The 13,285-nt window shown below is 64.9% G+C and carries 13 protein-coding genes and 1 tRNA gene; all 14 read left to right on the forward strand.

Features of this window, described 5'->3' with window-relative positions; all coding sequences use genetic code 11:
• The first annotated feature begins 40 nt into the window (after nt 1–40).
• The 14 genes from rpsO to nuoH all read left to right on the forward strand — a co-directional run bounded on the left by rpsO (nt 41) and on the right by nuoH (nt 13,277).
• Nucleotides 41–310 carry a 30S ribosomal protein S15 gene (gene rpsO, locus ACG00Y_RS15440; protein ID WP_394480297.1) on the forward strand — a complete coding sequence of 90 codons (270 nt, stop codon included), beginning with the start codon at nt 41–43 and terminating at the stop codon, nt 308–310.
• Between the two features lie 208 nt (nt 311–518).
• Nucleotides 519–2,660, forward strand: a complete 2,142-nt coding sequence (gene pnp / locus ACG00Y_RS15445; RefSeq protein WP_394480299.1) for a polyribonucleotide nucleotidyltransferase — start codon at nt 519–521, stop codon at nt 2,658–2,660.
• Nucleotides 2,661–2,671: 11 nt separating this feature from the next.
• On the forward strand, nt 2,672–3,658 hold the full coding sequence (locus ACG00Y_RS15450; protein WP_394480300.1) for an NAD(P)H-quinone oxidoreductase: 987 nt from the start codon (nt 2,672–2,674) through the stop codon (nt 3,656–3,658).
• An 11-nt stretch (nt 3,659–3,669) separates the two neighbouring features.
• Nucleotides 3,670–4,413: a triose-phosphate isomerase gene (tpiA, locus tag ACG00Y_RS15455; RefSeq protein ID WP_394480302.1), complete on the forward strand. Its 744-nt coding sequence runs from the start codon at nt 3,670–3,672 to the stop codon at nt 4,411–4,413.
• 61 nt (nt 4,414–4,474) lie between these two features.
• Nucleotides 4,475–4,852, forward strand: coding sequence for a preprotein translocase subunit SecG (secG, locus tag ACG00Y_RS15460; protein WP_394480305.1), 378 nt, complete (start codon nt 4,475–4,477; stop codon nt 4,850–4,852).
• A 111-nt stretch (nt 4,853–4,963) separates the two neighbouring features.
• A tRNA-Leu gene (locus tag ACG00Y_RS15465) sits at nt 4,964–5,048 on the forward strand.
• A gap of 220 nt (nt 5,049–5,268) precedes the next feature.
• Complete coding sequence (locus ACG00Y_RS15470) at nt 5,269–5,628, forward strand: NADH-quinone oxidoreductase subunit A (protein WP_394480307.1); 360 nt, start codon at nt 5,269–5,271, stop codon at nt 5,626–5,628.
• A 33-nt stretch (nt 5,629–5,661) separates the two neighbouring features.
• Entirely contained in the window at nt 5,662–6,138 is a 477-nt protein-coding gene (locus ACG00Y_RS15475) for a NuoB/complex I 20 kDa subunit family protein (RefSeq protein WP_046113908.1), read from the forward strand.
• Between the two features lie 10 nt (nt 6,139–6,148).
• Nucleotides 6,149–6,745, forward strand: a complete 597-nt coding sequence (locus ACG00Y_RS15480; RefSeq protein ID WP_394480309.1) for an NADH-quinone oxidoreductase subunit C — start codon at nt 6,149–6,151, stop codon at nt 6,743–6,745.
• A 5-nt stretch (nt 6,746–6,750) separates the two neighbouring features.
• Nucleotides 6,751–8,004, forward strand: coding sequence for an NADH-quinone oxidoreductase subunit D (locus ACG00Y_RS15485; RefSeq protein ID WP_394480311.1), 1,254 nt, complete (start codon nt 6,751–6,753; stop codon nt 8,002–8,004).
• The gene (locus tag ACG00Y_RS15490) at nt 8,001–8,501 is read left to right on the forward strand and encodes an NADH-quinone oxidoreductase subunit NuoE family protein (protein WP_394480313.1); all 501 of its coding nucleotides are present in this window, start codon (nt 8,001–8,003) and stop codon (nt 8,499–8,501) included. The genes ACG00Y_RS15485 and ACG00Y_RS15490 overlap by 4 nt, the downstream gene beginning before the upstream one ends.
• Nucleotides 8,502–8,509: 8 nt before the next feature.
• Nucleotides 8,510–9,850 (forward strand): NADH-quinone oxidoreductase subunit NuoF, encoded by a 1,341-nt coding sequence (gene nuoF, locus ACG00Y_RS15495; RefSeq protein ID WP_394480314.1) that lies wholly within the window; start codon nt 8,510–8,512, stop codon nt 9,848–9,850.
• Between the two features lie 20 nt (nt 9,851–9,870).
• A complete protein-coding gene (nuoG, locus tag ACG00Y_RS15500; protein ID WP_394480316.1) occupies nt 9,871–12,177 on the forward strand; it encodes an NADH-quinone oxidoreductase subunit NuoG in 2,307 nt (768 codons plus the stop codon).
• A 2-nt stretch (nt 12,178–12,179) separates the two neighbouring features.
• On the forward strand, nt 12,180–13,277 hold the full coding sequence (gene nuoH, locus ACG00Y_RS15505; protein ID WP_394480318.1) for an NADH-quinone oxidoreductase subunit NuoH: 1,098 nt from the start codon (nt 12,180–12,182) through the stop codon (nt 13,275–13,277).
• The last annotated feature ends 8 nt before the right edge of the window (nt 13,278–13,285 follow it).

Genomic DNA, 13,285 nt, shown 5'->3' on the forward strand with positions numbered 1-13,285 from the left:
TCTTGCCCGGCCGGACTTCCGAAACCTTTTGGAAAACAAAATGTCCGTCGCCGATCTGAACAAGGCCGAAATCGTCAAGGCCAACGCGCGCAGCGCCAACGACACCGGCTCGCCGGAAGTCCAAGTCGCCCTGCTGACCGCCCGCATCAACGACCTGACGCCTCACTTCAAGACCCACGCCAAGGACCACCACGGTCGTCGCGGTCTGCTGAAGATGGTCAACACCCGCAAGAGCCTGCTGGCCTATCTCAAGCGCGTTGACTCCAGCCGTTATGTCGCGCTGATCGCCAAGCTCGGCCTGCGCAAGTAATTCACTGAATCCGACACGGAGCCTGTCTGGTCCTCAAGCCCAGCACAGGCTCTTTGTCCATTGATCTGCCGGAACCGAGCTGTCGTGGTGTCGGATCATTCCAAGACGGTTTTCTTGAGCCGCCCTGGAATGGCATCTGGACCAAACCCAGTCTCGTTCCCGGTTCCCCGGGCGTCATGAGCGCGCCCACAACAACCAGGAGATGAGCATGTCCATTTTCAACAAGGTCACGAAGTCCTTCCAATGGGGTCGTCACAACGTCGTGCTGGAAACGGGTGAAGTCGCCCGCCAGTCCAGCGGCGCCGTCCTCGTCAACATCGAAGGCACCGTCGTGCTGGCCACCGTGGTCGCCAAGACCGAGGCCAAGGCCGGCCAGGACTTCTTCCCGCTGACTGTCGACTACCTCGAAAAGACCTACGCCGCCGGCAAGATCCCCGGCAGCTTCTTCAAGCGTGAAGGCCGCCCCAGCGAGCACGAGACGCTGACCAGCCGCCTGATCGACCGCCCGATCCGCCCGCTGTTCCCGGAAGGCTTCTTCAATGAAGTCCAGGTCGTCGTCCATGTGGTGAGCCTGAACCCCGAAGTGCAGGCCGACATCGCCGCGCTGATCGGCTCGTCCGCCGCGCTGGCCATTTCCGGCATCCCGTTCAGCGGCCCCATCGGCGCCGCCCGCGTGGGCTATGTCAACGGCGAGTACGTGCTGAACCCGAGCAAGTCTGAACTGGTCAACAGCCAGATGGACCTGGTCGTCGCCGGCACGCAAGCCGCCGTGCTGATGGTCGAATCCGAAGCCTCTGGCCTGTCGGAAGAAGTCATGCTGGCCGCCATCGTCTACGGCCACGAGCAAGGCAATGTCGCCATCGCCGCGATCAATGAGTTGGTCAAGGAAGCCGGCAAGCCGGCCTGGAACTGGGCTGCACCCGCCAAGGACGAGGCCTTCATCGCCAAGGTCAATGGCCTGGCCGAAGGCCCGCTGCGCGAGGCGTACCAGATCCGTTCCAAGCAAGCCCGCACGCAAGCCTGCCGCGCCGTGACGTCCAGCGTCTTTGCTTCGTTGAAGGACGAAGGCGTTGCGTTCGACAAGGTCGAGGTCGAAGGCCTGCTGTTCGAGATCGAAGCCCGCATCGTGCGCAGCCAGATCCTGGCCGGCGAGCCGCGCATCGACGGCCGCGACACCCGCACCGTGCGCCCCATCGAAATCCGCAACGGCATCCTGCCGCGCACGCACGGCTCGGCGCTGTTCACGCGCGGCGAAACGCAAGCGCTGGTCATCGCCACGCTGGGCACGGACCGTGACGCGCAGCGCATCGACGCGCTGGACGGCGAGTTCGAAGACCGCTTCATGATGCACTACAACATGCCCCCCTTCGCCACCGGCGAGACGGGTCGCGTGGGCTCGCCCAAGCGCCGCGAAATCGGCCACGGCCGCCTCGCCAAGCGCGCGCTGATCGCCGCGCTGCCGAGCAAGGAAGACTTCCCGTACTCGCTGCGCGTGGTCTCGGAAATCACCGAGTCCAACGGCTCGTCGTCGATGGCTTCGGTCTGCGGCGGCTGCCTGGCGCTGATGGACGCCGGCGTGCCGATGAAGGCCCACGTGGCCGGCATCGCCATGGGCCTGATCAAGGACGCCAACCGCTTCGCCGTGCTGACCGACATCCTGGGTGACGAAGATCACCTGGGCGACATGGACTTCAAGGTGGCTGGCACGACGACCGGCATCACCGCCCTGCAGATGGACATCAAGATCCAGGGTATCACCAAGGAAATCATGCAGGTCGCGCTGGCGCAAGCCAAGGAAGCCCGCCTGCACATCCTGGGCAAGATGACCGAAGCCATGGGCACGGCCAACACCGAGGTGTCGCAATTCGCGCCGCGCCTGTACACGATGAAGATCAACCCGGAGAAGATCCGTGACGTCATCGGCAAGGGCGGCTCGACGATCCGTGCGCTGACCGAAGAGACCGGCACGACCATCGACATCGGCGAAGACGGCACGATCACCATCGCCTCGACGGACGCCGACAAGGCCGAACTGGCCAAGAAGCGCATTCAGGAAATCACGGCCGAAGTCGAAGTCGGCAAGGTCTACGAAGGCCCGATCGTCAAGATCCTGGACTTCGGTGCTCTCGTGAACCTGCTGCCCGGTAAGGACGGCCTGTTGCACATCAGCCAGATCGCGCACCAGCGTGTCGAGAAGGTCACCGACTTCCTGCAGGAAGGCCAAGTGGTCAAGGTCAAGGTGCTGGAGACCGACGAGAAGGGTCGCATCAAGCTGTCCATGAAGGCGCTGATCGACCGTGAAGCCGCGCCGGCTCCGGTGGCAGAGCAAGCACCGGCTGCTGCGGAGTAATTCCCAAAGCGATGAAAGCCATCGCGATCACCCGCCCCGGCGGGCCCGAGGTGCTGGAGCTGGCCGAACGGCCGGACCCGGTCGCGGGCCTGGGTGAGTGCCTGATCCGCGTTGCAGCTTCGGGCATCAACCGCCCGGACGTGCTGCAGCGCAAGGGCGCCTACCCGCCGCCCCCCGGCGCGAGTGATCTGCCGGGGCTGGAGGTCGCAGGCGAGATCGTGGCCGGTGATGGCGAAAGCCTGGCGGCGCACGGCTTCAAGCTGGGTGACAAGGTCTGCGCGCTGGTCAACGGCGGCGGCTATGCCGAGCTGTGCACGGCGCCTGTGGGCCAATGTCTGCCGTTGCCTGAAGGATGGACGCTGAGGCAGGCGGCCACGCTGCCTGAAACCTGCTTCACGGTCTGGGCCAATGTGTTCGACCGCGCGGGCTTGCAGGCCGGCGAGACGCTGCTGATCCACGGCGGCTCCAGCGGCATCGGCGTGACGGCCATCCAGATGGCCAAAGCGCTTGGCGCCCAAGTGCTGGTGACGGTGGGTTCGTCTGACAAGGCCGAGGCCTGTCGGGCACTGGGCGCTGATGTGGCGATCAACTACCGCGAACAGGATTTCGTCGCCGAAGCCAAGGCCGCCACGGGCGGTCGTGGTGTCGACGTGATCCTGGACATGGTGGCTGGTGACTACATTGCCCGCGGCGTGCAGGCGCTGGCCGAAGACGGTCGTCTCGCGATCATTGCAGTGCAGGGCGGTGTGAAGTCGGAGATCGATGCAGGCCTCGTGCTGCGCAAGCGCCTGACGATCACCGGCTCGACACTGCGCCCGCGCTCGTTGGCGTTCAAGGCCGGACTGGCGCGCTCGCTGCGCGACAAAGTCTGGCCGCTGATCGAGGCCGGTCGCATCAAACCGGTCGTCTACCGCGAACTGCCAGCGGCCCAGGCGGCCGAGGCGCACGCGTTGATGGAATCGAACCAGCACATCGGCAAGATCGTGCTGACCTGGTGAGGAGAGCTGACATGAGAAGAAAACTCGTCGTAGGCAACTGGAAGATGCACGGTAGCCGCGCGGCCAATGCCCAGCTGCTTGCCGGCCTCAAGGAAGCCGGCCCCTGGAACGCCGACGTCGCCGTCTGCGTGCCGGCCGTCTACATCGCGGAGACCGCGCTGGCGCTGACCGGCAACGCCATCGTCTACGGCGCGCAGGACTGTTCGTCGCACGAGCAGGGTGCCTACACCGGCGAGGTGTCGAGCGCGATGCTGGCCGACGTCGGTTGCCGCTACGTCATCGTCGGCCACTCGGAGCGCCGCGCCTATCACGCGGAGAGCGACCAGCTCGTCGCCGACAAGGCCAAGGCCGCGTTGGCGCATGGCGTGACGCCCATCGTCTGCGTCGGTGAAACGCGCGCCGAGCGCGAGGCGGGCCAGACCGAGGCCGTGGTCAAGCGCCAGCTTGCTGCCGTTATCCATACGCTGGGCCACTGCTGTGGCGAGATGGTCGTCGCCTATGAGCCCGTCTGGGCCATCGGCACCGGCCTGACTGCTTCGCCCGCCGAAGCGCAAGCCGTGCATGCCGTGCTGCGCGCGCAGTTGCACGCGGCGACGGATCGGTCGGGCGTCATGCGCATCCTCTACGGCGGCAGCGTCAAGGCCGACAACGCGGCCGAGTTGTTCTCGCAAGCGGACATCGACGGCGGCCTGATTGGCGGCGCGTCGTTGAAGGTGGCTGATTTCGCGGCCATTTGCCGGGCCGCTGCCCACTGAAGTTTCCCCGGCGCGTGCCAATGGCGGCGTGCGTCACAAGCGTTTTGATGGAGTGTTTGGAATGCAGTTCTTTGCAAATCTGGTGTTGATCGTTCAGCTGCTGTCCGCTCTGGCGATCATTGGTTTGGTGCTGGTGCAGCACGGCAAGGGTGCCGACATGGGCGCCTCGTTCGGCAGTGGTGCGTCGGGCAGCCTGTTCGGCGCCACCGGCAGCGCCAACTTCCTGTCGCGCACCACGGCCGTCGCCGCGACGCTGTTCTTCTGCTGCACGCTGGGCCTGGCCTTCCTGGCGAACGGCCGGCCTGCTGGCGCCAGCGGCGCCGACACGGCGCTGGACCGCGCTCCGGTCGCGGCGCCCGCTGCGTCGGGCGCTGCCGCCATCCCCGGTGCTGTCGTCGCACCCGCAGCGCCGGTGCCCGCTTCGGCAGCGTCCAACTGAATCCCGACTAAAAACCTCGCCTCTTCACCGGGTGACCCCTGGTTCTCGGTATAGAATGCGAGGCTGTCCGGCAAGGTAAACCCTCAAGGTTGCCGGGCATATTGAGTACCTGCCGTCGTGGTGAAATTGGTAGACACGCTATCTTGAGGGGGTAGTGGCGAAAGCTGTGCGAGTTCGAGTCTCGCCGACGGCACCAGACAATCGGCTAGGATTCCCGCTGGTCTTGAAGCGGGAGTCAGCCAAAGCGGCCTGTCGCTGAGGTCACCCAAGTTGGGTTGATCAACGCAAGGTTCAAGGCGGGCGCGATCCGCGAGCGAGTTGTTTCGATTCGCTGGTGGCGCGCCTGTTTGCTTTTGTGGCCCACTTTGTGCGTGCCACGTTGACGAAGACACTGAAGTCGACCCGAGAAAGCCCAGATGAATCTCGATCAATACCTGCCCGTCATCCTCTTCATTTTGGTCGGCACGGTGGTCGGGATCGCTCCCCAGGTGCTCGGCGCGCTGCTCGGCCCGAACCGGCCCGACGCGGCCAAGAATTCCCCCTACGAATGCGGCTTCGAGGCCTTTGAAGACGCGCGCATGAAGTTCGATGTGCGCTACTACCTCGTTGCCATTCTGTTCATTCTTTTCGACCTGGAAATCGCCTTCCTGTTCCCCTGGGCCGTGGCGCTCAAGGAAATCGGCACCACGGGCTTCTGGGCGATGATGATCTTCCTCGGCATTCTGGTCGTCGGCTTCGCCTACGAATGGAAAAAAGGCGCCCTGGACTGGGAATAACAAGCGCCACGCCAAACACGCTGGGAATTCGATATGGGTATTGAAGGCGTCCTCAAAGAGGGCTTTGTCACCACGTCGGTCGACAAGCTCATCAACTGGTCCAAGACCGGCTCGCTGTGGCCGATGACGTTTGGCCTGGCCTGCTGCGCCGTCGAGATGATGCATGCGGGCGCTGCGCGCTACGACATCGACCGCTTCGGCATGCTGTTCCGCCCCAGCCCGCGTCAGTCCGATCTGATGATCGTGGCCGGCACGCTGTGCAACAAGATGGCGCCGGCGCTGCGCAAGGTCTACGACCAGATGGCCGAGCCGCGCTGGGTGTTGTCCATGGGCTCCTGCGCCAACGGCGGCGGCTACTACCACTACAGCTACTCTGTCGTGCGCGGCTGCGACCGCATCGTGCCGGTGGACGTCTATGTGCCCGGCTGCCCGCCGACGGCCGAGGCGCTGCTCTACGGCATCCTGCAGTTGCAGGCCAAGATCCGCCGTGAAAACACCATTGCACGCTGAGCGCCAAGGTATGAGCCTGAATCTCGAAACCCTGGCCCAGCAAGTTGGCGCCGTCCTCGGCGAGCGCGTCGTCGAGCTGAAGTCCGCCTTGGGCGAACTGACGCTGACCGTGCGTGCTGCCGACTACCTCGAAGTTGCCACCACGCTGCGCGATCACGCTGAACTGAAGTTTGAGCAGCTGATCGACCTCTGCGGCGTCGACTACAGCGACTACGGCAACGGTGGCTACGAGGGGCCGCGCTACGCCATCGTCAGCCACCTGCTGTCGGTCAGCAAGAACTGGCGTCTGCGGCTGAAGGTGTTCGCCACCGACGACGACTTTCCCGCAGTGGCCTCGGTCATCGGCGTGTGGAGTTCGGCGAACTGGTTTGAGCGCGAAGCGTTTGACATGTATGGCGTCATCTTCGACGGCCACGATGACCTGCGCCGCATCCTGACGGACTACGGCTTCATCGGCCACCCGATGCGCAAGGACTTCCCGGTGTCGGGCCATGTCGAGATGCGCTACGACGCCGAGCAGAAGCGCGTCATCTACCAGCCGGTGACCATCGAGCCGCGTGAGATCACGCCGCGCATCATTCGCGAAGACAAGTACGGCGGGCTCTGAACACCATGGCAGAGATCAAGAACTACACCCTGAATTTTGGTCCGCAACATCCGGCCGCCCACGGCGTGCTGCGTCTGGTGCTGGAGCTGGACGGCGAAGTCATCCAGCGCGCCGATCCGCACATCGGCCTGCTGCACCGCGCGACCGAGAAGCTTGCCGAGCAGAAGACCTACATCCAGTCGCTGCCCTACATGGACCGCCTCGACTATGTGTCGATGATGGCCAACGAGCACGCCTACTGCCTGGCCATCGAAAAGATGATGGGCATCGAGGTGCCGATCCGCGCGCAATACATCCGTGTGATGTTTGCCGAGATCACCCGGCTGCTGAACCATCTGCTCTGGCTGGGTTGTCACGGCCTGGACTGCGGCGCGATGAACATCCTCATCTACTGCTTCCGCGAGCGCGAGGATCTGTTCGACTTGTACGAAGCCGTGTCGGGCGCGCGCATGCACGCGGCCTACTTCCGTCCGGGCGGTGTCTACCGCGACCTGCCGGACGTCATGCCGCAGTACAAGGTCAGCAAGATCCGCAATGCCAAGGCCATTGCCCAGCTCAACGAGAACCGCCAGGGTTCGATGCTGGACTTCATCGACGACTTCTGCGCGCGCTTCCCGAAGAACGTCGACGACTACGAAACGCTGCTGACGGACAACCGCATCTGGAAGCAGCGCACGGTCGGCATCGGCGTCGTGACGCCCGAGCGGGCGCTCAATCTCGGCTTCACCGGAGCCATGCTGCGCGGCTCGGGCATCGCCTGGGACCTGCGCAAGACGCAACCCTACGACGTCTACGACAAGCTGGACTTCGACATCCCCATCGGCACCAACGGCGACACCTACGACCGCTACGTCGTGCGCGTCGAAGAGATGCGCCAGTCCAACCGCATCATCCAACAGTGCTCGGCCTGGCTGCGTGCCAACCCCGGCCCGGTCATCACCGACAACCACAAGGTGGCGCCGCCTTCGCGCGTGGACATGAAGTCCAACATGGAAGAGCTGATCCACCACTTCAAGCTCTTCACCGAGGGCTTCCACGTGCCCGAGGGCGAGGCCTATGCGGCCGTCGAACACCCCAAGGGCGAGTTCGGCATCTACATGGTCAGCGACGGCGCGAACAAGCCCTACCGCCTGAAGATCCGCGCGCCGGGCTTTGCCCACTTGGCAGCGCTGGACGAGATGGGTCGCGGCCACATGATCGCCGACGCCGTCGCCATCATCGGCACCATGGACATCGTGTTCGGCGAGATTGATCGATGAGCTACCAACTCTCTGACGCCACCCGCGCGCGCTTCGACCGCGAGGTCGCCAAGTACCCCTACGAGCTGCGCCAGTCCGCCGTCATGGCCTGCCTGGCCATCGTGCAGCAGGAAGAGGGCTTCGTGCCCCGCGCTGCAGAGGACGTGATCGCCGCCCACCTCGGCATGGCGCCCATCGCCGTGTACGAGGTGACGACCTTCTACAACATGTTCAACCAGCGCCCGACGGGCAAGTTCAAGCTGAACGTCTGTGCGAACCTGCCCTGCCAGCTGCGCGACGGTCAGAAGGCGCTGGACCACCTGTGCAGCAAGCTCGGCATCGAGCAGGGTGGCACGACGGCTGACGGCCTGTTCACCGTGCAGAAGAGCGAGTGCCTGGGTGCATGCGCCGACTCGCCGGTGATGCTGGTGAATGACCGCCAGATGTGCAGCTTCATGACCAACGACCGCCTCGACGAGCTGGTCGATGTGCTGCGTGCCGAAGCAGCCAAGGCCTGAGGATGACGATGCTGGACCTCACCAAATTCCAATCCACAGGCAACGAGACCTGCTTCCATGGCCGCCACATCACGCCGCAGATCTACGCGGACCTGGACGGCAAGAATTGGTCCATCAAGGACTACGAAGCCCGCGGTGGCTACGCGGCGCTGAAGAAGATCCTCGCGGCCGATGGCGGCGAAGGTATGACGGCCGATCAAGTCATCGCCGAAGTGAAGACCTCGGCGCTGCGCGGTCGCGGTGGAGCGGGCTTCCCGACCGGCCTGAAGTGGAGCTTCATGCCCCGTCAGTTCCCGGGCCAGAAGTACCTCGTCTGCAATTCCGACGAAGGTGAGCCGGGCACGTGCAAGGACCGCGACCTGCTGATGTTCAACCCGCATCAGGTCATCGAGGGCATGGCCATCGCGGCCTACGCGATGGGCATCACGGTCGGCTACAACTACATCCACGGCGAGATCTTCGAGGTCTACGAGCGCTTCGAAGCGGCCCTGGAAGAAGCCCGCGCGGCGGGTTATCTGGGCGACAAGATCATGGGCTCGGGCTTCAGCTTCCAGCTGCATGGCCACCATGGCTTCGGCGCCTATATCTGCGGTGAAGAGACGGCGCTGCTGGAGTCGCTGGAAGGCAAGAAGGGCCAGCCGCGCTTCAAGCCGCCGTTCCCGGCCAGCTTCGGTCTGTATGGCCGGCCGACGACCATCAACAACACCGAGACCTTCGCGGCGGTGCCCTGGATCATCCGCAATGGCGGCCAGGCCTACCTGGAGATCGGCAAGCCCAACAACGGCGGCACCAAGCTGTTCTCGGTCTCCGGAGACGTGGAGCGCCCGGGCAACTACGAGATTCCGCTGGGCACGCCGTTCAGCAAGCTGCTGGAGCTGGCCGGTGGCGTGCGCAAGGGTCGCACGCTGAAGGCCGTCATCCCCGGCGGCTCGTCCGCCCCCGTGCTGCCGGCCGAAGTGATGATGAACTGCACGATGGACTACGACTCCATCGCCAAGGCCGGCTCCATGCTGGGCTCGGGCGCCGTCATCGTCATGGACGACACGCGCTGCGCGGTGCAAAGCCTGCTGCGCCTGTCGTACTTCTATGCCCACGAGTCCTGCGGCCAGTGCACGCCTTGCCGCGAAGGCACTGGCTGGATGCACCGCGTGCTGGAGCGCATCTATCACGGCGAGGGCAGGGCAGAGGACATCGACCTGCTGAACTCCGTGGCCGACAACATCCAGGGCCGCACGATCTGCGCGTTGGGCGACGCTGCGGCCATGCCCGTGCGCGCCATGATCAAGCACTTCAAGCACGAGTTCGTGCACCTGATTGAACACAAGAAGCCCCTGGTGGCTCCGACCTGAGCGCCTAGAGAAACACCACCATGGTTGAAATCGAACTCGACGGTCAGAAGGTCTCGGTCCAGGAAGGCAGCATGGTCATGCATGCCGCCGAGAAGGCCGGTACCTACATCCCGCACTTCTGCTATCACAAGAAGCTGAGCATCGCGGCCAACTGCCGCATGTGCCTGGTGGACGTGGAGAAGGCGCCCAAGCCCATGCCCGCCTGCGCGACGCCGGTCACGCAAGGCATGATCGTCCGCACCAAGAGCGACAAGGCGATCAAGGCCCAGCAGGGCGTCATGGAATTCCTGCTGATCAACCACCCGCTGGACTGCCCCATCTGCGACCAGGGCGGCGAGTGCCAGCTGCAGGATCTGGCCGTGGGCTACGGCGCCGGCAAGAGCCGCTACTCCGAAGAGAAGCGTGTCGTCTTCCACAAGAACGTCGGCCCGCTGATCTCGATGGAAGAGATGAGCCGCTGCATCCACTGCACCCGCTGCGTGCGCTTCGGCCAGGAGATCGCCGGCCAGATGGAGCTGGGCATGGCCCACCGTGGCGAGCACAGCGAGATCCAGACCTTCGTCGGCCGCACGGTGGACTCCGAGCTGTCGGGCAACATGATCGACATCTGCCCCGTCGGCGCGCTGACCAGCAAGCCCTTCCGCTACAGCGCCCGCACCTGGGAACTGTCGCGCCGCAAGAGCGTCAGCCCGCACGATTCGACCGGCGCCAACCTGGTTGTCCAGGTCAAGAACCATCAGGTCCTGCGCGTCGTGCCGCTGGAGAACGAAGACGTCAACGAATGCTGGATCGCCGACCGCGACCGCTTCAGCTACGAAGCGCTGAACAGCGACGCGCGTCTGACCGCGCCGATGATCAAGCAGGGCGGCGCCTGGAAGCAGGTCGACTGGACGACGGCGCTGGAATACGTCGCCAACGGCCTGAAGTCCATCAAGGCCGACCACGGCGCGGCATCCATCGGTGCGCTGGGCTCGGCCCACAGCACGGTGGAAGAACTGCATCTGCTCGCACAGATCGTGCGCGGCCTGGGCAGCGACAACATCGACCACCGCCTGCGCCACAGCGACTTCGGCAATGCCGCGTCGGCTGGCCAGGCACGCTGGTTGGGCACTTCGATTGCAAGCCTGTCCGAACTGGACCGCGCGCTGGTCGTCGGCTCCAACCTGCGCAAGGACCACCCGCTGTTCGCTGCCCGCCTGCGCCACGCCGCGCGTCGCGGCGCCGCCGTAGCCCGCATCGGCGTGAGCCATGACGACTGGCTGATGCCACTCGCCGCTTCGCAATCCGTCGCGCCGTCGGGCTGGGAGCAAGCCCTGGCCGATGTGGCCGCAGCGATTGGCGACGGCGCGCCGCTGGCTGGCACTGCGACCGACGAAGCCAAGGCCATCGCCGCCAGCCTCGTCTCGGGCCAGCGCAAGGCCGTGCTGCTCGGCAACGCCGCCGCTGAACACCCGCAAGCCACCAGCCTGCTGGCACTCGCGCAATGGATTGGCGCGCAGACCGGCGCAAGCGTCGGCTACCTGACCGCTGCCGCGAACACCGTCGGTGCTCAGTTGGTGAAGGCGCAGCCGCAGATCGATGGCCTGAATGCCGGCCAGATGCTGACCGGCACGGCGCTGAAGGCCGTTGTGCTGCTGAACACCGACCCGGTGCTCGACGCTGCCAACGCCGCCGCCGCTGCCAAGGCGCTTGAGGCGGCCGAGATGGTCGTCGTGCTGAGCCCGTTCAAGAGCGGTATCGAATACGCCGACGTGCTGCTGCCCATCGCCCCATTCACCGAAACTTCGGGCAGCTTCGTCAACGCTGAAGGTCGCCTGCAAAGCTTCGTCGGCGTCGTCAAGCCGCTGGCGGAGACGCGTCCGGGCTGGAAGGTGCTGCGCGTGCTGGGCAATCTGCTGGGCTTGGCCGGTTTCGACCAGGACAGCTCCGAGCAAGTGCGTGAGCAGGCGCTGGGTGGCGACATTGCTGGCCGCCTCAGCAACGCCACCTCGGCCGCGCCGCAAGCCGTTGCCAAGAGCGAGGGCGTCGAGCGCTTCGCCAACCTGCCGATCTACGCGACCGACTCTCTGGTGCGCAACTCGACCTCGCTGCAGCTGACCACCGACGGCCGCGAAGCCGCCACGGTCGGCCTGCCGACGGCCCTGTGGCAGCAGCTGGGACTGCAGGACGGCGACCAGGTCCGCGTCGTGCAGGACGGCGGAGCCGCGCAGTTGCCCGCCCGCCTCGAAGTCGGTCTGCCCGACGGCGTGGCCCGAGTGCCCGCCGGACTCGCACAAACCGCTGCGCTGGGTGCCGCCTTTGGCACGCTGACGTTGAGCAAGGTCTAACCATGATCGACACCCTCTACCAAAACGGTGCGCAACTGCTGGGCGGCCTGTGGCCCGTGGTCTGGAGCCTGCTGAAGATCGTCGCGGTCATCCTGCCGCTGCTGGGTTGCGTCGCCTACCTGACGCTGTGGGAGCGCAAGGCCATCGGCTGGTCGCAGATCCGCCCGGGTCCGAACCGTGTCGGCCCCTACGGCCTGCTGACGCCCATCGCCGACGCGGTCAAGCTGATCTTCAAGGAGATCATCAAGCCGGCAGCTGCCCACAAGGGCCTGTTCTTCCTCGGCCCCGTCATGACCATCATGCCGGCGCTCGCCGCCTGGGCAGTCGTGCCCTTCGGTCCTGACGCTGCCGTCGCCAACGTCAATGCCGGCCTGCTGTTCCTGATGGCGATCACGTCGCTGGAGGTCTACGGCGTCATCATCGCCGGCTGGGCCTCCAACTCGAAGTACGCCTTCCTGGGCGCGCTGCGTGCGTCGGCGCAGATGGTCTCGTACGAGATCTCGATGGGCTTCGCGCTGGTCGTCGTGCTGATGGTGACCGGCAGCCTGAACATGACGGAAATCGTGCTGGTGCAGGAGCGTGGCTGGTTCGCCGACATGGGCCTGACCTTCCTGTCCTGGAACTGGCTGCCTCTGTTCCCGATCTTCATCGTCTACTTCATCTCGGGTCTGGCCGAAACCAACCGCCACCCGTTCGACGTCGTTGAAGGCGAATCGGAAATCGTCGCCGGCCACATGATCGAGTACTCGGGCATGTCGTTCGCGATGTTCTTCCTGGCCGAATACGCCAACATGATCCTGGTGTCGGCACTGGCCGTCGTCATGTTCCTGGGCGGCTGGACGGCACCTATCTCCTGGGCGTTCTTCGGCATGGAGACGCCGCAGTTCATCCAGAACACGATGGCGTTCTGGAACTGGGCCTGGCTGTTCGGCAAGACTTTCTTCGTCGTCACGATGTTCCTGTGGGTGCGTGCCACGTTCCCGCGCTTCCGCTACGACCAGATCATGCGTCTGGGCTGGAAGATCTTCATTCCTATCACGCTGATCTGGCTGGTCGTTGTCGGTGCCTGGATGCAGACCCCGTTCAACATCTGGAAGTGAGGCGGCGC

This window comes from Pelomonas parva (genome assembly GCF_043555835.1).
In the GTDB taxonomy this organism is placed as follows: domain Bacteria; phylum Pseudomonadota; class Gammaproteobacteria; order Burkholderiales; family Burkholderiaceae_C; genus Pelomonas; species Pelomonas parva.

Excerpts from the sequence above, each read along its gene's own strand:
- rpsO (WP_394480297.1), top strand. The coding sequence starts at position 41 with ATGTCCGTCGCCGATCTGAACAAGGCCGAAATCGTCAAGGCCAACGCG.
- pnp (WP_394480299.1), top strand. The coding sequence starts at position 519 with ATGTCCATTTTCAACAAGGTCACGAAGTCCTTCCAATGGGGTCGTCAC.
- ACG00Y_RS15450 (WP_394480300.1), top strand. The coding sequence starts at position 2,672 with ATGAAAGCCATCGCGATCACCCGCCCCGGCGGGCCCGAGGTGCTGGAG.
- tpiA (WP_394480302.1), top strand. The coding sequence starts at position 3,670 with ATGAGAAGAAAACTCGTCGTAGGCAACTGGAAGATGCACGGTAGCCGC.
- secG (WP_394480305.1), top strand. The coding sequence starts at position 4,475 with ATGCAGTTCTTTGCAAATCTGGTGTTGATCGTTCAGCTGCTGTCCGCT.
- ACG00Y_RS15470 (WP_394480307.1), top strand. The coding sequence starts at position 5,269 with ATGAATCTCGATCAATACCTGCCCGTCATCCTCTTCATTTTGGTCGGC.
- ACG00Y_RS15475 (WP_046113908.1), top strand. The coding sequence starts at position 5,662 with ATGGGTATTGAAGGCGTCCTCAAAGAGGGCTTTGTCACCACGTCGGTC.
- ACG00Y_RS15480 (WP_394480309.1), top strand. The coding sequence starts at position 6,149 with ATGAGCCTGAATCTCGAAACCCTGGCCCAGCAAGTTGGCGCCGTCCTC.
- ACG00Y_RS15485 (WP_394480311.1), top strand. The coding sequence starts at position 6,751 with ATGGCAGAGATCAAGAACTACACCCTGAATTTTGGTCCGCAACATCCG.
- ACG00Y_RS15490 (WP_394480313.1), top strand. The coding sequence starts at position 8,001 with ATGAGCTACCAACTCTCTGACGCCACCCGCGCGCGCTTCGACCGCGAG.
- nuoF (WP_394480314.1), top strand. The coding sequence starts at position 8,510 with ATGCTGGACCTCACCAAATTCCAATCCACAGGCAACGAGACCTGCTTC.
- nuoG (WP_394480316.1), top strand. The coding sequence starts at position 9,871 with ATGGTTGAAATCGAACTCGACGGTCAGAAGGTCTCGGTCCAGGAAGGC.
- nuoH (WP_394480318.1), top strand. The coding sequence starts at position 12,180 with ATGATCGACACCCTCTACCAAAACGGTGCGCAACTGCTGGGCGGCCTG.